The 20,557-nt window shown below is 70.4% G+C and carries 29 protein-coding genes; 6 read left to right on the top strand and 23 right to left on the bottom strand.

The features are described 5' to 3' along the window. Positions 1-15: 15 nt before the first annotated feature. The 16 genes from ACFRKB_RS11245 to ACFRKB_RS11170 all read right to left on the bottom strand — a co-directional run bounded on the left by ACFRKB_RS11245 (position 16) and on the right by ACFRKB_RS11170 (position 8,881). Positions 16-237, bottom strand: coding sequence for a hypothetical protein (locus tag ACFRKB_RS11245; RefSeq protein WP_383105202.1), 222 nt, complete (start codon positions 235-237; stop codon positions 16-18). Continuing rightward, on the bottom strand, positions 234-515 hold the full coding sequence (locus tag ACFRKB_RS11240) for a WhiB family transcriptional regulator (RefSeq protein ID WP_383105201.1): 282 nt from the start codon (positions 513-515) through the stop codon (positions 234-236). Before ACFRKB_RS11240 ends, ACFRKB_RS11245 begins: the two co-directional genes overlap by 4 nt. After that, positions 512-1,813 carry a DNA cytosine methyltransferase gene (locus ACFRKB_RS11235; protein ID WP_383105199.1) on the bottom strand — a complete coding sequence of 434 codons (1,302 nt, stop codon included), beginning with the start codon at positions 1,811-1,813 and terminating at the stop codon, positions 512-514. The genes ACFRKB_RS11240 and ACFRKB_RS11235 overlap by 4 nt, the downstream gene beginning before the upstream one ends. Continuing rightward, positions 1,810-2,229: a hypothetical protein gene (locus ACFRKB_RS11230; protein ID WP_383105197.1), complete on the bottom strand. Its 420-nt coding sequence runs from the start codon at positions 2,227-2,229 to the stop codon at positions 1,810-1,812. Before ACFRKB_RS11230 ends, ACFRKB_RS11235 begins: the two co-directional genes overlap by 4 nt. Then, entirely contained in the window at positions 2,226-2,822 is a 597-nt protein-coding gene (locus tag ACFRKB_RS11225; protein ID WP_383105196.1) for a hypothetical protein, read from the bottom strand. The genes ACFRKB_RS11230 and ACFRKB_RS11225 overlap by 4 nt, the downstream gene beginning before the upstream one ends. After that, on the bottom strand, positions 2,819-3,226 hold the full coding sequence (locus tag ACFRKB_RS11220) for a hypothetical protein (RefSeq protein ID WP_383105195.1): 408 nt from the start codon (positions 3,224-3,226) through the stop codon (positions 2,819-2,821). The genes ACFRKB_RS11225 and ACFRKB_RS11220 overlap by 4 nt, the downstream gene beginning before the upstream one ends. After that, a complete protein-coding gene (locus ACFRKB_RS11215; RefSeq protein WP_383105193.1) occupies positions 3,226-3,927 on the bottom strand; it encodes a 3'-5' exonuclease in 702 nt (233 codons plus the stop codon). The genes ACFRKB_RS11220 and ACFRKB_RS11215 overlap by 1 nt, the downstream gene beginning before the upstream one ends. After that, positions 3,924-4,709 carry a hypothetical protein gene (locus ACFRKB_RS11210; RefSeq protein ID WP_383105191.1) on the bottom strand — a complete coding sequence of 262 codons (786 nt, stop codon included), beginning with the start codon at positions 4,707-4,709 and terminating at the stop codon, positions 3,924-3,926. The genes ACFRKB_RS11215 and ACFRKB_RS11210 overlap by 4 nt, the downstream gene beginning before the upstream one ends. Then, complete coding sequence (locus ACFRKB_RS11205) at positions 4,706-5,755, bottom strand: YqaJ viral recombinase family nuclease (RefSeq protein WP_383105190.1); 1,050 nt, start codon at positions 5,753-5,755, stop codon at positions 4,706-4,708. The genes ACFRKB_RS11210 and ACFRKB_RS11205 overlap by 4 nt, the downstream gene beginning before the upstream one ends. Next, positions 5,752-6,714: a hypothetical protein gene (locus tag ACFRKB_RS11200; protein ID WP_383105189.1), complete on the bottom strand. Its 963-nt coding sequence runs from the start codon at positions 6,712-6,714 to the stop codon at positions 5,752-5,754. The genes ACFRKB_RS11205 and ACFRKB_RS11200 overlap by 4 nt, the downstream gene beginning before the upstream one ends. Next, positions 6,711-7,070 (bottom strand): hypothetical protein, encoded by a 360-nt coding sequence (locus ACFRKB_RS11195; protein ID WP_383105187.1) that lies wholly within the window; start codon positions 7,068-7,070, stop codon positions 6,711-6,713. Before ACFRKB_RS11195 ends, ACFRKB_RS11200 begins: the two co-directional genes overlap by 4 nt. Further along, the gene (locus tag ACFRKB_RS11190; RefSeq protein WP_383105186.1) at positions 7,063-7,200 is read right to left on the bottom strand and encodes a hypothetical protein; all 138 of its coding nucleotides are present in this window, start codon (positions 7,198-7,200) and stop codon (positions 7,063-7,065) included. Before ACFRKB_RS11190 ends, ACFRKB_RS11195 begins: the two co-directional genes overlap by 8 nt. Positions 7,201-7,208: 8 nt before the next feature. After that, positions 7,209-7,850 (bottom strand): hypothetical protein, encoded by a 642-nt coding sequence (locus tag ACFRKB_RS11185; protein WP_383105184.1) that lies wholly within the window; start codon positions 7,848-7,850, stop codon positions 7,209-7,211. Continuing rightward, positions 7,847-8,197, bottom strand: a complete 351-nt coding sequence (locus ACFRKB_RS11180; protein ID WP_383105182.1) for a hypothetical protein — start codon at positions 8,195-8,197, stop codon at positions 7,847-7,849. Before ACFRKB_RS11180 ends, ACFRKB_RS11185 begins: the two co-directional genes overlap by 4 nt. A gap of 89 nt (positions 8,198-8,286) precedes the next feature. Continuing rightward, positions 8,287-8,538 carry a hypothetical protein gene (locus tag ACFRKB_RS11175; RefSeq protein ID WP_383105181.1) on the bottom strand — a complete coding sequence of 84 codons (252 nt, stop codon included), beginning with the start codon at positions 8,536-8,538 and terminating at the stop codon, positions 8,287-8,289. After that, positions 8,522-8,881, bottom strand: a complete 360-nt coding sequence (locus tag ACFRKB_RS11170; protein WP_383105180.1) for an XRE family transcriptional regulator — start codon at positions 8,879-8,881, stop codon at positions 8,522-8,524. The genes ACFRKB_RS11175 and ACFRKB_RS11170 overlap by 17 nt, the downstream gene beginning before the upstream one ends. Before the next feature lie 211 nt (positions 8,882-9,092). On the opposite strand from ACFRKB_RS11170, the gene ACFRKB_RS11165 reads away from it, so the two are divergent. From ACFRKB_RS11165 to ACFRKB_RS11145, 5 genes are all read left to right on the top strand, one after another. Then, on the top strand, positions 9,093-9,473 hold the full coding sequence (locus ACFRKB_RS11165) for a helix-turn-helix domain-containing protein (protein ID WP_383105178.1): 381 nt from the start codon (positions 9,093-9,095) through the stop codon (positions 9,471-9,473). 432 nt (positions 9,474-9,905) lie between these two features. After that, positions 9,906-11,159 (top strand): tyrosine-type recombinase/integrase, encoded by a 1,254-nt coding sequence (locus ACFRKB_RS11160; protein ID WP_383105177.1) that lies wholly within the window; start codon positions 9,906-9,908, stop codon positions 11,157-11,159. Positions 11,160-11,434: 275 nt separating this feature from the next. After that, positions 11,435-11,944 carry a GNAT family N-acetyltransferase gene (locus ACFRKB_RS11155; protein ID WP_383105175.1) on the top strand — a complete coding sequence of 170 codons (510 nt, stop codon included), beginning with the start codon at positions 11,435-11,437 and terminating at the stop codon, positions 11,942-11,944. Between the two features lie 56 nt (positions 11,945-12,000). Further along, on the top strand, positions 12,001-12,273 hold the full coding sequence (locus ACFRKB_RS11150; protein WP_383105174.1) for a DUF4873 domain-containing protein: 273 nt from the start codon (positions 12,001-12,003) through the stop codon (positions 12,271-12,273). A 78-nt stretch (positions 12,274-12,351) separates the two neighbouring features. Continuing rightward, complete coding sequence (locus ACFRKB_RS11145) at positions 12,352-12,576, top strand: DUF2277 domain-containing protein (protein ID WP_383105173.1); 225 nt, start codon at positions 12,352-12,354, stop codon at positions 12,574-12,576. 7 nt (positions 12,577-12,583) lie between these two features. Here the strand turns inward: ACFRKB_RS11145 and ACFRKB_RS11140 are convergent, their stop codons facing one another. From ACFRKB_RS11140 to ACFRKB_RS11110, 7 genes are all read right to left on the bottom strand, one after another. Next, positions 12,584-13,000 carry a VOC family protein gene (locus ACFRKB_RS11140; RefSeq protein ID WP_383105172.1) on the bottom strand — a complete coding sequence of 139 codons (417 nt, stop codon included), beginning with the start codon at positions 12,998-13,000 and terminating at the stop codon, positions 12,584-12,586. A 9-nt stretch (positions 13,001-13,009) separates the two neighbouring features. Beyond that, positions 13,010-13,483, bottom strand: a complete 474-nt coding sequence (locus ACFRKB_RS11135) for a helix-turn-helix domain-containing protein (protein ID WP_383105170.1) — start codon at positions 13,481-13,483, stop codon at positions 13,010-13,012. A 65-nt stretch (positions 13,484-13,548) separates the two neighbouring features. Continuing rightward, entirely contained in the window at positions 13,549-14,193 is a 645-nt protein-coding gene (locus ACFRKB_RS11130; protein WP_383105169.1) for a DedA family protein, read from the bottom strand. A gap of 172 nt (positions 14,194-14,365) precedes the next feature. After that, positions 14,366-14,812, bottom strand: coding sequence for a DoxX family protein (locus ACFRKB_RS11125; protein WP_365970997.1), 447 nt, complete (start codon positions 14,810-14,812; stop codon positions 14,366-14,368). Between the two features lie 67 nt (positions 14,813-14,879). Further along, entirely contained in the window at positions 14,880-16,922 is a 2,043-nt protein-coding gene (locus ACFRKB_RS11120) for an FAD/NAD(P)-binding protein (RefSeq protein ID WP_383105168.1), read from the bottom strand. A gap of 130 nt (positions 16,923-17,052) precedes the next feature. Continuing rightward, complete coding sequence (locus ACFRKB_RS11115) at positions 17,053-18,750, bottom strand: alkaline phosphatase D family protein (protein ID WP_383105166.1); 1,698 nt, start codon at positions 18,748-18,750, stop codon at positions 17,053-17,055. 84 nt (positions 18,751-18,834) lie between these two features. Next, entirely contained in the window at positions 18,835-19,488 is a 654-nt protein-coding gene (locus ACFRKB_RS11110; protein ID WP_383105165.1) for an HNH endonuclease family protein, read from the bottom strand. Positions 19,489-19,799: 311 nt separating this feature from the next. On the opposite strand from ACFRKB_RS11110, the gene ACFRKB_RS11105 reads away from it, so the two are divergent. Further along, positions 19,800-20,537, top strand: coding sequence for an ABC transporter permease (locus ACFRKB_RS11105; protein ID WP_383105164.1), 738 nt, complete (start codon positions 19,800-19,802; stop codon positions 20,535-20,537). Positions 20,538-20,557 lie beyond the last annotated feature (20 nt).

The raw sequence follows: 20,557 nt of genomic DNA, 5'->3' as shown, positions 1-20,557 counted from the left end.
GAATCGTGTGGTCCATCAGAGTTGTCCGTTCTGGTAGGCGTCGGCCGCTTCGGCGGCCTGCTGCTGGAGGGCGGCCTCCGCGCATGTCTTGTGCGCCGGGGACCGCTTCGAGTCACGGAGTTGGGTCGGACCGCCGCAGTACCGGCACGGCCGCGGTCCCCTGCTGTCCCAGTGCGAGGAATCGCCCCAGTCGAGGAGCCCACCCGGGGGCGGCTGCGGGCGTGGTCGGCGCGTCATGCCGCGTCCTTCTCGTCCGCGACGTCTGCGGCGTCTGCGGTCTTGCGGCGGAGCTGGCCCCGTTGCCGCGCCGACATGCCGCCCCACACGCCCTGCGTCTCGGGCACAGAGAGCGCATGAGCCAGACAGTCGGTACGGACGGGGCAGCCCATGCAGATGTTGCGGGCGGGTGCGCTGGTGACGCCCTTCTCGGGGTGGAACAGGTCGGGGTCGGTCTCGGCACAGAGCGCGTCGGCCATCCACGCGGGCCTCGGAATGTTGTGTGCGCGGTTCGTCATGGCAGCACCGCCATGACGCGCTCGCCGATCCAATGAGCCGCGTTGACCGACACTGCGTTGCCGATGCCGAGGATCTGCTGCTCCTGACTGGCGTCCGGGAGGACGTAGTCCGCCGGGAACCGCTGCGCGCTCGCCAGCTCGCGCGGGTTCAGCATCCGTAGCGTGCAGTCATCGACCTCCGGCGCTGGACGCACCAGGCTGTGGTGCGGCTTGCACGCGATGGTCGTGAGCGGCTCCGCGGTCGTACGGACGGCGCCCTTGCGGCCGTTGGGCACGATGAGCGCGTGATGCCTGCCCTGTGCGGAGACCGCCGGTACGGGACCTGTGGCGGCGACCGCCGTGGTGTTGCGCCGGAGCATCGTGACGTGCGGCGCGTACCCGAACTGGTCGAGGCCGGCCGCGACGCGGGCCCTGGTGGATGCGGCGTACGGGGTGAACTTCTTCCGGTCTGGGCGACCGTCCCCGATGCGCGTGCCGTCCAGAGACCAGTCGATGACGTCACCGATGGGCCGTACGGTCGGGTCGAGGATGAGGTGTCCGCACTGGCGGTTGGGGCAGCGGTAGTCGTACTGGACGCCCCAACTGCCCATCTTGCGGCGGCGCGGATTGCGCCACACCTGCCGTGCCTGCACAGGCCCGCACTCCGGGCAGAGTGCGGCGGGCCGGACCTCCAGGTCGGGGAGCGGGATGCCCTCGCGGGTGAAGACGACGTACCCGCGGTTGCGGTGCTGCGGCGCGAGCTCGTTGTCTTCCCCGCCGAGGTGCGCGCTGGAGGCGCACACGATCTGGTGGTTGTAGCCGAGGATCTTGAAGCCGCCGAGCCACCAGTCGAAGAGCTCCCAGTCGATGAAGAACTCCGGGACGTTCTCGCAGATGACCGCGTCGTACCGGTGAACCTCGGTCGCGGCGATGATGTCGAGCGCGGTCGCCCTGGTCCGCTCGAATCCGGGCTGGATCGGGTTGCCGTACTCGTCGACGCGGACCTTCTCGCCGTCCGGGCCGACGATGCACGTCTGTCCGTATGTCCGCTTCCGGCCGCCGGCCGGGGCGATCTCGGTGCAGATCGGGGAGCCGGACAGGACGCGGGTGCGAGGCAGCGACCGTTTGTCGAAGGCGTTGATGTCCTCGGTGAGGTGTTCGGCGTGCGGGTGGTTGGCGCGGTGTGCGTCGACCTGGACGCGGTTGTGGTTCATAGCCAGGCGTAGGCGCATGCCGGCCTCGCTGAGACCGCGTCCGAATCCGCCGAGTCCGCAGAACAGGTCGGTGAAGTCGACATCGCTGTCGTGTCGGAAGATCACCGGGTCACCTCCCCGAAGATCGCGGCGTACTGCTCGCGCATCGGCCGGTCCTCCACATGCGCGGGCGCCACACAGCCGTCGTAGCCGCAGCCCGGCCGTACGTTCCCGACCGGGTCCCGGTCGTACTGGAGCCGGAACGCCATCACCGCGGCACTGACGCGCTGGTTGCGGACGGTCAGCGAGGGAGTTCCGGCGTTGACGTACCCGGTCCAGCGGAGGTGACCATCGCCGTCGGGGGCGGTGCGGGCGTAGAACTGCTGTGCCGGGTCGAGGCGCTGGGTGCCGCAGAGCGGGGCGATTCCGAGTGCGTCGCGGGTGGTGGTGACGGTCTTGGTGCCGACGTGGAGCTGGGCGGCGATGCGGTAGACGGGGACGCCCTGGTGCAGGAGGTCGGCGATGTCGGCGCGGATCTTCACCGGGCCACCACCGGGGTCTGCTCCGGCCACGCCACGCCGTCCAACGCCCGCGTGTGCGTGGGCGGCAGGTCGGTAGTGGGGTAGCCGAGCCAGTGCAGGCCGAGGTGCGCCATGCTCGCGGCGTCGGCTTTGTCGTAGCGGCCGGGTCCGTCGCACTCGATTCCGAAAAGGGTCCGTACGCCGTCGCGGACCATGCCCTTCGAGGCGTTGCCCTTGCCGGTGGCGTACATGGCGCGCTGCGACGGCGGGCACACCGCGTACGGAATCTCGCGGCGCCACAGGTCGTGGGCGATGAGCCACCACAGGCCGGCCATCTCGTGGTGTCCGGCCATCGCGCCGTGCCCGTACGACGGTCCCTCGATGACGACGAGGTCCGCCGCGCGGGTGCGGTCGGCGATCTCGCTGCGGAGCCAGGAGAGGCGGAGGTGGCCGCGGTTGTGGGTTTTGCGGGGGCGGAGGGCGTCGGCCCAGTCTGCTCCGGCGATGCCGCAGGAGGTGAGGGACGGGTCGAGGCCGATGACGAGGGGGCGGGGGCCCGCCCCGGCCGAAGCCGGGGCGGGGAGGACGGGCGCGGGGTTGAAGAGTGTCGTCACAGCTTCACTCCGCTCGGGCCCGGGAGCGGCTTGTCGCTGCGCCGCTGCTGCCACAGGTCGCCCGAGTCGACGGCCGGCGAGGTGATGCCGACGGCGTCGTCGAGGCGCTGCTGGAGCCGGTCCGCGCGGCGCGTCTGCGTGGTGAGCGCAGCGGACAGGCGGGCGACCGCGCGCGTCAGGCGGACGATGCGCCGCTCGTAGCCGATGGCGTCCGCGATGCTGTCGCCGAGGTCCTCGGCGCGCACGTCCTGGAGCTGCTCGGTGAGGTGCTGGTTGCGGACGGCGGTGCGTTTGGCGGCGCCGAGGTGCGCGGCGGCGTCTGTACGGGCTTCGTCGCGCTGCTCGGCCAGCTGCTCGATCCGGGTGCGCATGGCGGCCAGGCGGCCACGGGAGATCCACGGCATCAGGCACCGCCCTGCTGGCGAGGGATCAGCGGCCACGCGCCCTCGACGACCGCCGTCGGGTCTTTCCGCCGGAAGTACTCCTGAAGGGACGCGGCCTGTTCGGCGGCCCATGCGACCTGCGCGTGGTGCAGCTCGGACAGCGTCATTCGGGCCACCTGCTCGTACTGGGTGGCCTGTCGCCAGGCGACGCGGCACGCGGCGATCGCGTCGGCGTCGGCCTGGTGGGCGTCGCCGATTGGGACCTTGTAGTGCTCGCAGAGGGCTGTGAGCTTCCTGCTGCCGCGGCGGTACTTGTCGACGGCCTTGTCGATGACGAATGGGTCCACCACCGGGCCGGTGGGCAGCGGATCGAGGCTGTACCGCTCGGCCTCGCGGTCCAGCAGCGTGAGGTCGTAGCGCGCGTTCATCGCGACGATCGGGATGCCTGCGGTGATGGCCTGGCCGAGTCCGGCGAGCAGCTCGGCGACGACCTGCGCGAGCGGCGCGCCCTCCGTACGGGCTCGGTCGGTGGTCACCCCGTGAATGCCGGCGGCCTCCGCGGGGATCTCCTCGCCGTCGACGTCGCTCAGCCACGTCGCGGAGTCCACCGGTGCGCCGCCACCGCACTGGACGATGCACGCGGTGACGATGCGGGCGGTCAGCGGGTCGGGCCCGGTGGTCTCCAGGTCGAAGCCGGTCATACGGCCGAGGTGCCAGCTCACTGGCCACCCCCGGCAGCGCGCTCCTTGCCGATACGGACGACCATGTCGCCCGCCCGCTCCTCGTCGCCAACCTCGTTCGTCAGCAGCGCGCCCAACTGGCCGGTCTGCTTCAGCTCGTAGTGGATCTGGCGGAGGCGCCCGGCGCTGGTCTGCGGGTGCGTGATCTCGTCGAGGTACTGGACGGCTGGGCGGACGGGCGCCTCACCACGCTCGACGTTCACCGAGTCCGGGTCCGCGTCGCCGGTCGGCACCAGCCCGCCGAGGAACAGCAGCGACCGCAGCGAGGTGGACAAGGCCTTGGCGGTTCCCTTGTCGGCGGAGTCCATCGACTCGCCCACGGACTGGACCTCGATGAAGTCTCCGGCCGGGCCGATGATCCGGTACGTGACGGTGACGGTGCACTCGCGGGAGTTCTTGCCCGTGCTCGTCTTCACGTCCCGGTACGCGGCCTCTGTCTTCACCGGCAGGACGAGCACGCCGTGAAGGCGGCAGGCCGGGCCGAAGGCGTTGAGGGCGGCGTCGACACCGCGGAACTGGTAGCTGCCGCGCTCGCCGGGCTTGCCGTACCAGCCGCCCTTGCTGACGCCGCGGACCGTGCCCATGACGCGGGACCAGGCGACGTGGACGGGGACCTGCTCGGGTCCGTCCGGGCCGGGCTCGGGAATGCCCGGGTCGGTAAGCGGCTCGGAGGTGTAGGCGGCCGTCGGCTCGGGGGCCGGGCCGGTGGTGTCGGTGCGGCCGGCGGCAGCTGCCGCGCGTTCGGCCAGCGTGGGGGCGCTCATGCGTTGTGCTCCTCACGGACAGTGCGGGGGATGCTGATCTGGCGGTACGTGCGGTCCTCGACGCAGTCCGCGTACGCCTCGGGCCAGCGCTCGGCGAGCCGTGCGGTGTCGGTCCACTGCTTGGAGCGCTCATCGAGCGAGACGTGGACGCGGTCCAGGACCGTGGCGGCCTCAGCGGCGCCGAGACCGGCGAGGATGCGGGCCTTCGCCGCCTTCTTCCGCTTCTCCGCAGCGACGTAGTCGTTGTGGGCGTCGAGGTAGTCGGCGACCGCGTCCTGTGTGTCGATGTCCCGGGTGATGTCCACGACCCCGGCGCGCTCCGGGTGGAGCCGGTCGTACAGGTCGAGGAGGACGTCCGGGTCCGCGTCGGCGTCGAGGACGGGCGGGCGCCGGTCGATGATCTGCTGCCAGGCGCGGGCCCCGGTGGCGCGCAGGTCCGCAATGAGGTCGGCGTGATCGGCGACCCGTACGACGAACTGGCGGTAGTCGTTGCCGCCCAGCCGCACCGCAACGTGGATGTGGTCGAACCCGCAGACGTCGGCCTGCCACAGGACCTGCGCGAGGACATCGTCCGCGACGCCCTTACGGAATTGCCCCGCCTTCATCTTGTCGCGACACTTGATCTCCACCGCGCACCGCTCGCGCTCGATGGCCAGCGGGCATTCGAGGACGCGGCGGTCCAGCGTGCACATCTGCCACGGCCGGTCCACGTTCGCGACGAGCCCGACGCGCCATACGACGGACCGGTTGCGGCGGGCCCACTCGCGGGCGATGCCCTCCTCGTCGATCCGACCCCACAAGGCGGGTTCGCTGTCGTCGGATTCCAGCGGGAGCCCGCCGGTCTTGTCGTGGTAGACGGACAGGGCGTTGCCGTAGCGGCTGATGCCGAGGACGGCGGCCATGTCGGAGGAGCCGAGGCCCTGGCGTCGGGCGGTGAGCCAGTCGGCGCGGTCAGCGTCGGCGGGGAGGATGAGTCGGCCGGTGGGTGTGACCCGGCGGCCGGCGGCCGGGGCGGTGCTCGCCCCGGCCTGCGCGACGGTCGTCATGAGGCGCCGTCCTTCCGGGTGTTGAGGCGGTAGAAGCGGCGACCGGGCTCGTCGTACTCGACGAGCCAGCCCATGGCGCGCAGGGCCGTGAGGTCGCGGCGGCAGGTGGCGCGCTTGGGGGCCTGGGAGAGGTAGAACTTCCGTACGTCCTCGGTGGTCCAGGTGCGGCCGGGGTGGCGGCGGATGTGGGTGAGGAGGTCGGCGAGCCGGTCGCGGAGTGCTGCGGCGGGAGCCCATTCGCCGGATTGGGCAGGCGGCTCGACTCCAAGGCGCCGCCAGTGGGTGGCTTCCGCGTTGGCCGCAGATGTGGCATCAAGGCGTGCGCGGCCCCGCTCGGGCTGGGGAGTGGCCGCCAGACTCGGGGTGCTGTCCTTCCGCCACTGGATCTTCATGAACCGGCGGGGCCCGCCGTAGCCCTTGGTCTCCACCTGGACGTTGAGGTCGCGGGGGATGGCGTGGCCGTGGAGGTGGGCGTACGTCATCTGCGCGGTGCCTACGGGCCCGCAGTCGGTGGGGTGGCCCTCGGGGAGCCAGCCGTCGATCTGCATGAAGACGTGGCCGTAGTAGTCCGGGGCCAGCTCGATGACGTTCCAGCCGGTGAGGGTGGTGGGGTCGTATCCGACGAACTGGATCTCGCCGTCGAGTACGTCGGACTGGACGGGAGTGGCCGTCGGCGCCGGGGCGCTGGCCTTCTCCACCGGGGTTGCAAGACCACCGGCCATGCGGTGCAGCAGGTCGATGGCGCGGGTCATGCCCCGTCGCCACGCGCCACGCCCGCCGCTGGGGAGGCTGGCGTCCCGGTCCATCGCGATCGCGTCGGCGGCCTCGCGGAGCACCTCGGCGCGGACCTCGTCCCGGTACCGCTCGATCCGGCTGCTGGCCCACCCCTCGGGGTGCGGGAGCAGGGCGGCCATGGGAGTGGTGAGGAGATCGGAGTGCAGCCTCTCGCGGGCGCTCATGCGGTCCGCCGATCCTGCTGCGCCGGAACCGGACGCGGCCCCGACGCCCGCAGCAGACGCTCCGCCAACTCCCGCGCCCTGTGCCCGTACAGCGGCACTCGCGACGAGGAGCGCTCGGCCAGCGCGGCCACCAGCTCCTCGTACGGCAGGCGTCCCTCCGGGGCCGGCGCGGCGGTGGTGTCGGCCAGGTCGTGCAGCTGGTCCCACGCGGTGGTGTCGGCCGGGTCGAGGAGGAGATCCAGGACGTCTCCGACGACCAGCGCGGTGAGGGCGTGCATGTCGAGGATGACAGCGGTGGGGGTGAGGTTGATCGAGATGGGGATGGGCCCGGTGATGGGCGTGCGGTCGTCAGCCACGGGGGATACCTCCGAGGTGGCGCCAGACCTGGCGCAGGCGGTCGATGGGGTGGTGCTCGTCGACGATCGCGACGAGGAGGGTGCAGCCGAGGCCCCACGCGAGGCAGGCGGCGGCGATGATGAGCAGCACGGTGTCCATCACTCCTCCGCATCCGGGTCGCACTCGGAGGCGACCTCCAGCGGCGTCACGACGTAGCCCGTGCGCCACGTGCGCCCGGGGGACATGCCGGCCGGGGTGACGTGCGCGAACAGTTCGGCCTCGCCGTCCTCGGGCTGGTCGACGGTGTCCTCGTCTTCGCGCCACCAGAGCGACACCTTCGTGCTCGCGTCGTACTCGTGGCGCAGCACGCTCTCGCAGTGCTTCCGGGCCTCGGCGGCCGTGGTGTACCGACCCATGACGATCGAGTCGTGCGACGCGCGGTGCACCATCAGCGGCGCGGCCTCCAGCTCGGCGACCCGGGCGAAGGCGTCAACAGCCTTCGCGTTGACGGCGCGGACCATCTCGTTCAGCTCGGACCGCTCGGCCTCCAGCTCGGCGACCCGGGCCCGCTCGGCGTTCGCGATGCGCTCCAGCTCAACGCGCTTCTGCTCCAAGCGCGCAACCGTGGGCACCGCCTCGGCGACCCGGGCCTGCAGCGCGGTCAGCTCGGCCGCCTTCTCCGGCGACATCAACAGACCCGCAGCCTCCAGAGCCGCAGCAATACCCGCCGCCGTCCGACGCCCCTGCTCCATCGCGGCATGCACCACACCCGCAGCAGCCAACACCCTCGTGGCGTTCACGCCGCCACCGCCGCAACACCAGCAGCCGACAAGAACCAAGCCGCCACCACGACGTCGCCGAACATCCGCCGGGCCTGCACGTACACCGACCCGTCCTCACGGACCGTCTCCGCCACGTCCAACCCGAACTGGACCGTGAACTCCTCCAACCCCTCCCGGTCGTCGTGGAAGTAGAACCGCACCTCCGGGGAACGCGGCGCCCACGGCTGCACCAGAACCTGCGCGCTGGTCGGGATCGCGTTGGCCTCACTGGTGATGCGTTCGACCAGCGCCAGCGCCGCCATGTAGCCGTTGCGCCGGATGGTGCCGATGTCCGGCTGAGCCGGAGCAGTAATCTCTGTGGTCACGGTGACCTCTTCTTTCTCAGTGGTTGAGGTGTGCCGAGGGGCTGCCATGGACCAGGCCCGGTCCGGGCGGCCCCGCTTCATGAGGCGAGTCAGGCGCCCGCAGCGACCAGCGCCGGAGGCTCCGCCGAAGCGGCCTCGTCCTGCTCCGCCATCCACCGCTCGACCTTCGCCAGGTCGAAGCGCTTCTGACGGCCGGCGAACGGCTCGACAGGCATCCCGGCCTTGATCCACTTCAGGACCTGCCAGTCGGAGACGCCGTAACGCGTCTCCAGCTGCCGCTGGGTGAGGAGCGGGATCAGACCGGCCGGGAGGCCGGTGAGGCGGTCACTCTTCTTCGGCATCAGACCTTGACCTTTCGATTGTCATAGTCGAACGTGAGGGCATGCGGAACAGCCGGTGGATCCGGGCGTCGAGCCCCTCGGTGATGAGCCATGCGGTGCTCAACTCGCAGCGGTCCCGCGCGGTGCGCCCCTTGCCAGCCACTCGGCCGATGGTTGCCGCGCTGACGCCGCGTCCTTCCGGGTCGACCCGCTTCGTCTTGTCTGCGAGTTCCGGGCCGGACAGCCCCTGTCGCTCCATCTCGTCGCGTAGTGGCTGGCCGTCGCCCTTGCGGAAGACCTTCGGCATGCGGACCCCATGCTGTTCGGTGGTGTGTGTGACGCCCACTTGCTGCGTCTTCGACATTTCTACATTCGAAGGCGAACGTCCGTCAAGGGTTCCCCCGAGGTCTTCCGAGATCTGGTAGCGTCGTGATCCAGTAATCGAATATGCGATCGAATTATGCCTCTGGACTTGATCTACGGTGCGTTGCGGGGAGGTTACGCGCTGCACTAGATCTCGCCATGCTTCTACTTTCGCTTGCAAAAAGTAGAAGCGGGCAGGCAGTCTGGAGCCCGTGGAAAACGTCGAGGAAACCCCCACGGAAGACCTCGCGCAGCTCTTGGTGGCCCTGAAGTCGGAGTACGACGTCAAGGAGCCAGAGATCGCGAGTCGCATCGGCGTGCACGTCTCCACCGTGAACAACTGGGTCAACCGCAAACGTGCTGGCAAGCGGGGCCCCAACAAGGACAAACTGCGCGCACTCCATGCGGCGTTCCCGAAGTTCTCCGAGGAGCGCATCTTCGCTGCGGCCTCACGTGAGGTGCCGGGCCCCCTGAGTGCCGATGCCAAGGAGCGGCTGCTCGCCCTCTTCGGGGAGCTGACCGAGGATCAGCAGGAGCTCCAGGAGATCCAGATGCGGGCGATCGTTGAGCGCAACCATTCCGGCCGCTCATAGGTCATACCTGCAAGGCTCTTTCACTCTGCGTACATAACGGATCGTCAACTTCCGTCTTCTGGTCGCAAAAAGCACTGTAGGGATGTACGGTCGGTCACACGGCCGAACCTCCCCCGTTCGAGGCCGCGGATTACCAACCGCCTGCGCTCTACGGGGGTACTGCCATGTGTGTTCGCGTTGCATTCGATCCGCTTCCGGCCGATCTGTGGGACCCCAGCACTCGGTTGATCACCATTCCCGAGAGCGTTCCACCAGGCCGCCGTGAAACCGCCGTTCGAGCCGTTCTCGCCGAACTCGCCGTGCCACAGCCTCAGTTCGGTGCAGTCTGCTACTGCGGGCAGCCCATCGAATTGCTGCCCCGCGTACCTGAGCAGCGAAGGAGTGATCAGGTGGTGAACCGTGGCGCGTAGAGCGACCAACAACCCACGGCAGATGCGTAGCAAAACATGTGGCTGCGCCCCGTGTATCGAGAAGTATCCGCCGGCCGAACACGGCGAGCGGAAGAGCCGACGGGACTGCGTCGGATCGTGGCAGGCTCGGTTCCGGGACCCGACTGGTAAGCAGAAGGCCCGCAACTTCCAGAAGAAGGCCGACGCGGACGCCTTCCTCGACAAGATCAGGACCGCCGTTCGGGACCGCACCTACAGGGACCCCAAGCGCGGAAAGATCACACTCGCCGAGTGGTGGGGCGAATGGTGGGAGGTTCAGAAGAAGAAAGGGCACGTGACCACACGGAACCGGAAACTCGGCTTGTGGAAGACGCACATCTCCGGGAAGTGGGGGGCGTACCGCCTCATCGACCTGGAGTACATGGAACTCCAGCGGTGGCTCAGCTGGGAGGTGAAGGGGCACGAGAGCCAGAAGAGATGCAAGGAACTCCTCACGGCCCTGCTCGACGCCGCGATCAAGGACGGAGAGCGGATCTCAGTTAATCCGGCCCTCCACCTGGAAATCACCACACCGCGGGTGGAAAAGCACCCCGACGACCTCAAGCCCCCGACGGAAGCCCAGTACGCGCTCATTCACGCAGCGTTGCCCGCGTACTACCAGGTCATCCTGAAGGAGTTCGCCCACGAGACGGGCATGAGGCCAGGTGAGTACGCCGGCCTGCGGCTCCACTGCGTGGACGAGGAAGAGATGGTCGTGCACATCAAGGAGATCCTCGTGCTCGACGGCGGCAGACTCCGCCGTCAGGCGGCCCCCAAGACCAAGGCGGGTTTTCGTACGGTGCCGCTGACGGCGACGGCCGTCGGAGCGATCCAGTTCATGAAGGAGAAGTGGCAGCCGCACGCCACCCGATCCCGTATCGGTGACGGTCTCGATCTGCACGTGGAGGAGCTGGTGTTCCGAGGTCCCCGCGGAGGCGCGCTGAATGCCAACAACATGTCGAAGCGCCCGTGGCGTACGGCTATCCAGCAGGCTGGGGTGGCGCGGCAGGTTGTCAATCCGGAGACCGGGCACACCGAGTGGTGGCCGCGGATCTACGAGTACCGGCACCGGGTGACGTCAGTGCTGCACCATGCGGGTGTTTCGGAGAAGGACACGCAGTCGGTGCTGGGGCAGGAGCGCGGCGGCCGGGTGACGTGGGTCTATACGCATGAGAGCGAGGACGCTCGGGAGAACGTGCGGATGGCGCTCAGTGGTGGAAGTGGACTCCGAGTCGTTCGGGAGCGGGATACAGCGTGAATCCACGAGGAGTCCACAAATCCCGCTCGGATCATCTCGGAATCCCTCGAAGGTTCCCGATTGGGTGGCAATGTATGATCGCTGCTTAGTCTCGGATCTCCTCGGGTGTTCTCGGAGAGTCCGGGGGTATTTGAGGGATGCTCTTACAAAGCAGATGTCGGCGGTTCGAAACCGTCCGCGCCCACCAGTGATCACGTCACCGGCTCCGGCCGGTCAGGACGAACGCGGACGAAGGGTCCGATCGCCATGTGCCAGCCGCCGAAGCGGGCCGTCGCGTGAGTACGAGAGCCGGAGTTCTCGTACGGCCGCTGACCGCCGCGCACGCCGCTCAGGTCCTGGCGATCTACCAGGCGGGCATCGACGAGGGCAACGCGACCTTCGAGACGGCCGCCCCCTCCTGGGACGCGTTCGACGCGGGAAAGCTGCCCGAACACCGTTTCGTGGCGCTGGCGCCGGACGGCGAACGGGTGCTGGGCTGGGTCGCCGTCGCCACGGTGTCCGGGCGGTCCGCCTACGCCGGGGTCGTCGAGCATTCCATCTATGTCCGCCCCGAGGCCCGTGGCCAGGGGGTGGCGCGCTCGCTGCTCGACGCGCTGATCGCCTCGACCGAGGCGGCCGGGATCTGGACCATCCAGGCCGGCATCTTCCCCGAGAACACCGGGAGTCTGGCGCTGCACGAGCGCGCGGGGTTCCGGATCATCGGCACCCGCGAGCGCGTCGGCCGACATCACGGGGTCTGGCGGGACGTACAGCTCATCGAGCGCCGCAGCCCTGTCGTCAGCTAGGTCTTCCGGTGGAGCTCAGGGTGAGAGACCGGCGTCCATGTGCGCACACTGGGGCCATGAGCAACTACCAGGGGCCCGCGACGCTCGTCGCCGGTGACGCGGAGATCGCGGTCGAGGCCACGCTGAGCGCGAGCCTGACGGGCGAGGTGCGCCAGTGGGGCGGCAGCGTACAGACCGCGGACGCGGGGGAGGCCCTGCGAGCGGCGCTGGACAGCGGAGACGTACGCATCCGGTTCCCCGACGGCCAGGAAGGCGCCGTCGTGGCCACGCACACGGCCATCGGCAGCGGCCGGGTGCGGGTCTCGGGGAGCGGCACGATTCCGTTCTGACCAGGCCGTGCCGGACGAGGTCAGGCCCGCCCGGCCCGGGGCCTGACGGGCGCGCACCGCATCGGCCACACTGGAACCATGTGCCGCAGTATCAAGACCCTCCGCCCGCCCGTACTCCCCGAAGAGGCCACCGAGGAGGAGATCCGCGCCGCCGCCCTCCAGTACGTACGCAAGGTCTCCGGTTTCCGTGCGCCCGCCGCGCACAATCGCGAGGTCTTCGACCAGGCCGTCGCCGAGATCGCGGAGTCGACCGCGAAGCTCCTCCGGGACATCGAGGTCCGGGGGCGGGTGGGGGCGGGCTGACGCGGTCCTACGTGCCGCGGGGCTGGTTGAAGCGCAGCATGTTGCCCGCGGGATCGCGGAACGCGCAGTCGCGCACGCCGTACGGCTGGTCGACCGGCTCCTGCAGCACCTCCGCGCCCGAGGCCCGGATACGTTCGAAGGTGGCGTCGCAGTCGTCGGTCCTGAAGATCACGCCGCGCAGCATGCCCTTGGCCAGCAGCTCCGCCATGGCCTGCTTGTCGGCCGGCGAGGCGTTCGGGTTCGCCGCGGGGGGTTCCAGCACGATCTCCACGTCGGGCTGCGACGGCGAGCCCACCGTCACCCAGCGCATCCCCTCGAACCCGACGTCGTTGCGCACCTCGAAACCGAGCACGTCCCGGTAGAAGGCGAGTGCCTTGTCGTGGTCGTCGACGGCGATGAAGCACTGCGAAAGTCTGATGTCCATGCGGTCACGCTACGGGTGAGCCGCGGGCTTCGCCTCCCCGGTCCGCTCGCCTCCCCGGTTCCGATCGGGGGCCGCTTTCCTGACCGGGTCCGCGTTCCTGACCGGTCGCGTGAAGATCTTGGCGACGCAGGGCGGGATGGCCGCGCTCCCGTCATGGGGGCGGGCGCGGTACGCGCTCGGGCTCTCGCCCACCAGCTCGGTGAACCGCGAGCTGAACGACCCCAGCGACGTGCACCCGACCGCGAAGCAGACCTCTGTCACCGACAGGTCGCCGCGCCGCAGCAGGGCCTTGGCCCGCTCGATCCTGCGGGTCATCAGATAGCTGTACGGCGTCTCCCCGAACGCGGCGCGGAAGCTGCGGGAGAAGTGGCCGGACGACATATGGGCCGCGCGTGCCAGCGCGGGGACATCGAGCGGCTCCGCGTAGTCGCGGTCCATCTGGTCGCGGGCCCGGCGGAGCCGGACCAGGTCCGATAGCGTCACCCCGTCAGCATCGCACGAGGGTTTGCGCCACCACCAGGAGTCGGGCGCGGGGGCCGGTGCGGGTGTCAGGCGGTCGCCGGTGCCGCGCTCGGGCGGCGTATGACGTACGCGGCGAGCGCGCCCGCCGCGAACAGGGCCAGTACGGACACGCCCACGCCGATCCAGGTCGTCCCGAGCCACCGGCCGCCGTAGTAGCCGAGGCCCGCGCTGTAGCCCGTCCACGCGACGGCCGCCAGCGCCGACCAGGGCAGGAACTCCTTCACCTTGCGGTGGGCCGCGCCCGCGCCCAGGGAGACCACCGAGCGTCCGGCCGGTGCGAACCGGGCGATGACGACCAGGATTCCGCCGCCCCCGCTGAGCGCCCCGCCGAGACGTTCCTGCGCGGTGGTCAGACGGCGGGAGCGGGCGATGGCCCGGCCGAGGCGGTCTCCGCCGCGCCGGGCGAGCCGGAAGGCGACCAGATCGCCGAGTACGGACGCGCTGAACGCGCAGAGCATCAGCAGAAGCAGCGAGGGCACTTCGTCCGGCACCTGTGCCACCTTGCCGGTCGCGCCCGCCACCGTGGTCGTACCGGCCGCGGCCGCGGTGGCGGCCGTGATCACCAGAACGCCGCTGGGCAGCACCGGAAGGAATACGTCGAGCAGTACGGAGAGGGCCACGACGGCGTAGATCCATGGGCTGCCCGTCAGCGACCCCACACTCTCCAGCACCTACGTCACTTCCCGCCCGGTCCCGTTGACAGCGCCTCGATGTCGCAGGGGGAGCGGCAGTGGCGGCTGCGGCCTGCCAGCGTACGCGTGTACGGGAGCGGGAGACCGGGCGGGGCCCGGCCTGACGGTGCCCGGACCCCGCGGGGGCGGGATCCGGGCACCCGAGGTCGGATCAGGCGGCCACGGCCGTGCGTTGATCCCGCCTCTCCTCCCCGGACCCGCCCCCGGAGCCGCGCGCTCCGAACAGCTGGTCCAGGGCGAACGCCCCTGGCCCGGTGAAGACGATCAGCAGGAACGCCCAGCAGAACATGGCCGCCGGTTCGCCGTTGTTCTCTATGGGGAAGAGACCATCGCCCTGGTGCACGTTGAAGTACGCGTACGCCATGGAGCCGGAGGCCAGCAGCGCCGCCACCCGGGTGCCGAGGCCGAGCAGTACGAGGGCCCCGCCCACGAGCTGGATGACGGCCGCGTACCAGCCGGGCCAGGCGCCGGTGGAGACGGTGTCCTTGGCGAAGTACCCGAAGAGCGAGGCCGCGCCGTGGCAGGCGAAGAGGAGCCCGACGACCACACGGAACAGGCCGAGTACGTAGGGCTGGGCGCGATTGAGGCGTGTGTACATGGGGGGTTGTACTCCTTCGATCATTGGTCTGGACCGATGAGAAGTTCCTGCCTCAGGTTATGGATGCCTAATCAATGCTTGCAAGTTCAACATTCAGTGGGGGATCAATTCGCGTCGCGTATCCGGGCCGCCGGATGTCAGGTGTCCGCAGGGTGGCACGCGCCACCGCGTCGGAGTCCGAGAGCATCACCGAGTCGACGCCGGGGCGCGCGCCCGCCGCCGTTACCCAATGGACTCCTTCCGTGGGCACCCCGAGAGCGAACCTCCGCGGGTGGGCTTCCCCCCGACGGTCTATCAGGCGGTATGGACGGCGCGTTACGTCCAGCCCACCGGTTTCGTAACCGCCGACCTGGTGCGGCCGGCACTGACCGGTCTTCAGGAGCCGCGAGAGCAGCGGATCGCAGCTGCGCCTGAGATCCGGCTCCGGAAGCCGGGCTTCCACGAGCGTCGTGGCGTGGATCAGCGACCCCGGGACGTCGGGGGACTCGGCGGTGAACCTGCCGTCCCTGGTCCGTACGGTCGTCCGCGGGCCGATCACATCCAGCACCCCCGCCTCGATCAGGGCGGCCATCTCCTCGATACGGCGGCGCGGCGGTCCGATGGAGAGGAAAGCGTTCAAAGGCGTGTACCAGCGGTCGAGATGGTCGCGCCGGGAGGTGCCGGAGAGGCCGGAGTGGTCCACGATCTGCCGCACCTCATTACGGAGGTCACGCAGCACGTCCAGGGCCGCCTTGACCGGGCCCGCGACATTGCCGAGCGCCGCCTGGGCCGCGTCCTCGCGCAGATGGGCGAGGAGCCAGGCGCGGTGATCGGCGGGGTCGCGGAAGGTCACGCCGTCGTACGGGCGCGAGATCCGGTCCCAGGACCAGCGGTCGGCGGGCGCGATCCCGGCCTCGTCGAGGACGGCGGCCTCCTGCGGGCTGCCGTGGGGTGCGGTGAGGAACCGGTCGAGGACGCGTTCCCATGAATCCGTCGCGCGGAGCGTCGTCCCGTAGAAGACCGCCTCCACCTCCTTGGCGACCAGCGGCCATATCTCCTGGAGGAAGTCCGGCGGGTCGCCCTCGTCCGCGCGCTTGCGGAACACCGCGATCACGTCCTGGGTCAGCAGCAGCGGGCGGTGCCGCCCGGAGGGTCCCTTCGCGTTGTCCCCGCGCGCCTGGTACGGGACGCCGCGCCGCGACCCCGCGTACAACTGCGGCTCACGCCCCGACGGGTGGTATACGACAACGCCGTCGGCGTCGCGCGTGAAGAGGCCGCCCCTGCCCGCCGTCAGCAGCGCCATGTGGTCGAAGAAGTTCAGCCCGAGTCCGCGCAGCAGAACCGGTTCGCCCGGCGCCACCGCCGAGAGATCGGCGTCGGCGGGGTTGGCGGGCCGCAGATAGCGGAGCCGGTGGCGGACCGCGTACTCCGCGAGGGCCGCCTGGGTCTGGCCGGAAACCACCGGTAGATGGCCCTGTGCGAGCACCACGGCGCTGAGGCCGGAAATCGTCGTGCCATCGTCGAGGAAGAGCGTCTGGGTGGGGCGGTGCGCGGGGGAGCTAGCGGGTGTTTGGGGTGAACCGGCTGAGGCGGGTGGGGCTGACGGGTCGAGAGCCACGCTGTCGGCGTCGTCATCGAGCCGGATCGCACGGGCCCGGTGCACGATGACCGTCACGGTCTCCGGAGCGTTCTCCACCGTTCTGCGGAAGGCCCATTCCAGATACCGGCCATAGGTGGCGCGGCTCGGGTAGTCGTCGGGTCCGAGCCGCTCGTCCTGCCGGGTGGCGGCCCACTCGTACAGGCTCGGCCCCGGGCGTATCGGGCCCTCGCACTCGACGCTGTCGTCGGTGAAGACGGTCACCTGTGAGGCGACGGTGTTCATCAGCAACTCGGCGGGCTGGTCGGTGCGCCAGACGAGCCCCGCGCCCGGCGGCGCGGGGTCGATGAGATGCACGGTGAGGGGGACGTCCGGGGCCAGTTCGGGCACGGACGCGCAGAGTCTTTCGAGGACCGAGGTGCCACGGGGGCCGGCGCCGACGACTGCGAGAGAGCGGGGCAGGGGCTGCCGTACATCGCACAAAGCTGTGACTCCCGGGACGGGTGGGGTGCTGGAAGCGAATAGTCCGCTCATCATGCCGCTCGTACGTGGCGAGTTCGAACCCTTGGGTGAAGGATCACGCCGTGTGGGAATGATCACGGCAACGTTGTCGGCGGCGCGGGAGCCGGCGTCGGGAGCGCGGCCGGGCCGGTCAGGGGCGCCGTCAGGGCGTCAGGGACCGTTCCTGTACGGTCACCAGCTCCGCGCCGGGCGTCGGACCGGCCTCCGGGGCGCGCCCCCGTGCGCGGGCTTGTTCCAGCCGCAGATCGGCGGAACGGCCGCGCAGAGTCAGGGTCATCAGCTGATTACCGAACCAAGGACCGCCCGTTTTACGCCAGTTGACGGACGACGGGGTGATCCGTCCATGTCTGGTCAGCGCATGCCCCAGCCGCCGGGCCAGTCCGCTCCAGCCGAAGCGGAAGCCCAGCTTCATATAGCCGGGAACGGAGTTGTGCACGGGCGAGCAGGTCAGCTGCGTGATCCGCGCGTCCGGGCCGTCGCCCGCCGTCCAGGAGGGCTCGGCCACATACGCGTGATGCACATCGCCGGACAGGACGCACACCGTCGCCGGGGCGTCGGGGCCGCTGCCCGCCTCCGCGATCAGCGCCGTCAGCTCCTCGAAGGAGTCCGGGAAGGCGGCCCAGTGCTCCAGATCGGCGGCCCTGCGCAGCCGCTCGCCGAACCGCGCCCAGCGGGGGCCGCGTTCGCCGCCGCAGAGGGCGGAGTCCCAGGACTCCACGTCATGGATGAACGGTGGCAGCAGCCAGGGCAGTGAGGTGCCGATCAGGAGATGGTCGTACGGTCCGGGCCCGGACGGATCGCCGGTACTCCGGCCGTCCAGTACCTGGTCGCGTACCCAGCGCGCCTCGGCGTCGTCCAGCATCGCGCGGTCCCCCTCCGCCAGCACGCGGGCGGCGCGGGAGTCGACCATCAGGAGCCGCGTGCGCCCGAAGTCGCGCCGGTAACTCCAGCGCGCGCACGCCGGATCGCGGTCGGCCTCGGCGGCGAAGCGCCGCAGCAGCTCCGTGCCGTCGGGCTCCGCGCGCACCGCGGCGTACAGCTTGTCCGCCGCCAGTTCGCCGGGGGAGAGGTTGCCCAGGTGCTGATAGACCCAGTACGACATCAGGCCGCCGAGCACCCGCTCCTGCCACCAGGGCTTCGTCCGCATGTCGGCCAGCCAGGAGGCGCTGGTGTTCCAGTCGTCGATCAGATCGTGATCGTCGAAGATCATGCAACTGGGGACGGTGGAGAGCAGCCACCGTACGGCGGGGTCGCTCCAGGACTCGTCGTAGAGGTGGGTGTACTCCTCGTAGTCCGCGACCTCCACGCCCGGCGGCTCGCTCAGGTCGCGGCGTTCGGCCAGCCGTCGCCGGGTGGCCTTCGAGGTCTCGTCCGCGTACACCTGGTCGCCCAGGAGCAGCAGGACGTCGGGGCGCGCGGCGGCGGGATCGCCCGCGATCCGGGTGGCCAGGGCGTCCAGCGCGTCCGGTCCGATCGGGTCGGGCTCGTCCTGCGGCGGTGACGCCCAGCGGCAGGAGCCGAAGGACACCCGCAGTCCGGGGTCGGGCACGGCCGGGGTGCGGATCGTGCTCGGCGGGAACCGGGAGTCCTCGGGCGGCCAGACGCGGCGGTCGTCGAGCAGCACTTCGTACGGGGTGTCGGTGCCGGGGGTCAGACCGGTCACCGGGATCAGCGCGTAGTGGTGGCCGGCGATGTGGAACGTACGCGAGGTGCCGTACGCGCCGCCCTCGCAGCGGACCTCCGCCGTGGACGGGCGGTCGGCCTCGACCCATACGGTCGCGGTGCCGCCGCCGTCCCCGTCGACGTAGCGCAGCAGTGGTCCCAGGCGCAGCCGGGTCATAAAAGCCTCCTCCGTCGCCCCGTACGGTACGGAACGACCGTACGGAGCCGACGAGAGGGACCGTGGGACCGGGGAAGAGGTTGCTCAGCAGCCGTTCAGGGTGCTCTGGAGCGCGCTCTTCTCGGCGGAGTCGACCTTCAGGTTGTAGTAGTACTTCACCTGCACCCAGGCGCGGACGTAGGTGCACTTGTACGCGGCGCGCGGCGGCATCCACGCCGCCGGGTCCTTGTCGCCCTTGGACTGGTTCACGTTGTCCGTGACGGCGATGAGCTGCGGACGGGTCAGGTCGTTGGCGAACGCCTGGCGCTGCGCCGTGGACCAGCTGTTCGCGCCCGACTTCCAGGCCTCGGAGAGCGGCACCATGTGGTCGATGTCCACGTCGGACGCGGCGCTCCAGGTGGCGCCGTCGTACTCGGAGTACCAGGTACCGCTGGTGGCGGCACAGCTGGAGTTCTGCTGGACGTTCGAACCGTCGCGCTTGAGCACGACCTCACGGGTGTCGCAGGAGCCGGACTGGGTGATCCAGTGCGGGAACAGGTCGCGGCTGTAACCGCTGGAGGAACCTTCCGCCTGGACGGTCAGCTGGCTGAGGTAGCTGCGCGCCGTGGCGGCGCTGACCGGGGTGGGCATGGCGGCCTGCGCCGTGGGCGCGGTGAGCAGGGTGCTGGCGGCGGCGAGGGCGGCCGTGGCGGCGAGGACGCCGGCACGGGACATTCGACGCGCGTAGACACCGGACATGTGAACTCCCTTGGAGTGGGGGGACCTGACGGGACCGTGCGGGGCGGTGCGAGTGAAGCCGTGGGGGGCTGGACCGTGCGGGGCCGTGGGCCCGGCGGCCATCGTGGTCGTGCCGGGTTTCCGGAAGGTGGGCTTCAGGTAACAGGGTGACGACATGAGCACGTCACATCAAGGGGGTCAGGAGAATCGTCTCTTCCTGGGGGGTGGGCAATTGTGTTCGATCCGGGCGAGGTTGGTGAGATCGGAGCGGGCCGGTACGGCGGAGCACCGGTACGGCGGGGGCCTCGGGAGACGCGGCATAGGGTGGGCCCGTGCTGCTGCGGGTCGATATCACGTTCGGGGCCGTACTCGGCGCGCTGCTGATCGTGGCCGTGGCGGTGGCCGCGCTCGCCCATCTGGGCCGCGCCCGCGAGATCGCCGTCGCGGGGGTCAGGGCCGCCGTCCAGCTCGGCGCGGTCTCCCTGTTGATCGGCTGGGTGGTCGGCGCCGTACCGCCGCTGCTGGGCTTTGTCGCCCTCATGTACGCCGTCGCCGTCCGGACCGCCGGCCGCCGGGTCACCGGCAACAGGACCTGGTGGTGGGCGGCCGTGCCGATCGGCGCGGGGGTGGCGCCCGTCATGGCCGCGCTGCTGCTCACGGGGGTCGTGCCGGCCAAGGGCATCGCGATCATCCCCATCACCGGCATCCTCATCGGCGGCGCGCTCACCGCGACGGTGCTGGGCGGCCGGCGGGCGCTCGACGAACTGCACACGCGGCGGGGCGAGGTCGAGGCGGGGCTCGCCCTCGGGCTGCCGGACCGTGACGCCCGGATGGAGGTGGCGAGACCGGCCGCGGCGGACGCGCTGCTGCCGGGGCTCGACCAGACGCGGACGGTGGGGCTCGTGACCCTGCCGGGCGCGTTCGTGGGCATGTTGCTGGGCGGCGCGTCACCGGTGCTGGCGGGGGCGGTCCAACTGTTCGTCCTGGTGGCGCTGATGGCGGTGCAGGCGGTGGCGGTGAGCGTGGTGCTCGAACTGGTGGCGCGGGGGCGGCTGCACCGGGAGGAGTGACCCGCGGCCGTCACCGTCCG

The sequence above is a fragment of the Streptomyces scopuliridis genome (assembly GCF_042790125.1).
Lineage (GTDB): Bacteria > Actinomycetota > Actinomycetes > Streptomycetales > Streptomycetaceae > Streptomyces > Streptomyces scopuliridis_A.
This window is presented reverse-complemented; position numbering and strand designations above follow the sequence as displayed.

Bases quoted from the DNA above. Each gene is read 5' to 3' on its own strand.
- ACFRKB_RS11245 (WP_383105202.1), bottom strand. From the start codon at position 237: ATGACGCGCCGACCACGCCCGCAGCCGCCCCCGGGTGGGCTCCTCGAC.
- ACFRKB_RS11240 (WP_383105201.1), bottom strand. From the start codon at position 515: ATGACGAACCGCGCACACAACATTCCGAGGCCCGCGTGGATGGCCGAC.
- ACFRKB_RS11220 (WP_383105195.1), bottom strand. From the start codon at position 3,226: ATGCCGTGGATCTCCCGTGGCCGCCTGGCCGCCATGCGCACCCGGATC.
- ACFRKB_RS11210 (WP_383105191.1), bottom strand. From the start codon at position 4,709: ATGAGCGCCCCCACGCTGGCCGAACGCGCGGCAGCTGCCGCCGGCCGC.
- ACFRKB_RS11205 (WP_383105190.1), bottom strand. From the start codon at position 5,755: ATGACGACCGTCGCGCAGGCCGGGGCGAGCACCGCCCCGGCCGCCGGC.
- ACFRKB_RS11200 (WP_383105189.1), bottom strand. From the start codon at position 6,714: ATGAGCGCCCGCGAGAGGCTGCACTCCGATCTCCTCACCACTCCCATG.
- ACFRKB_RS11175 (WP_383105181.1), bottom strand. From the start codon at position 8,538: ATGCCGAAGAAGAGTGACCGCCTCACCGGCCTCCCGGCCGGTCTGATC.
- ACFRKB_RS11170 (WP_383105180.1), bottom strand. From the start codon at position 8,881: ATGTCGAAGACGCAGCAAGTGGGCGTCACACACACCACCGAACAGCAT.
- ACFRKB_RS11160 (WP_383105177.1), top strand. From the start codon at position 9,906: ATGCGTAGCAAAACATGTGGCTGCGCCCCGTGTATCGAGAAGTATCCG.
- ACFRKB_RS11150 (WP_383105174.1), top strand. From the start codon at position 12,001: ATGAGCAACTACCAGGGGCCCGCGACGCTCGTCGCCGGTGACGCGGAG.
- ACFRKB_RS11145 (WP_383105173.1), top strand. From the start codon at position 12,352: ATGTGCCGCAGTATCAAGACCCTCCGCCCGCCCGTACTCCCCGAAGAG.
- ACFRKB_RS11140 (WP_383105172.1), bottom strand. From the start codon at position 13,000: ATGGACATCAGACTTTCGCAGTGCTTCATCGCCGTCGACGACCACGAC.
- ACFRKB_RS11125 (WP_365970997.1), bottom strand. From the start codon at position 14,812: ATGTACACACGCCTCAATCGCGCCCAGCCCTACGTACTCGGCCTGTTC.
- ACFRKB_RS11120 (WP_383105168.1), bottom strand. From the start codon at position 16,922: ATGAGCGGACTATTCGCTTCCAGCACCCCACCCGTCCCGGGAGTCACA.
- ACFRKB_RS11115 (WP_383105166.1), bottom strand. From the start codon at position 18,750: ATGACCCGGCTGCGCCTGGGACCACTGCTGCGCTACGTCGACGGGGAC.
- ACFRKB_RS11110 (WP_383105165.1), bottom strand. From the start codon at position 19,488: ATGTCCGGTGTCTACGCGCGTCGAATGTCCCGTGCCGGCGTCCTCGCC.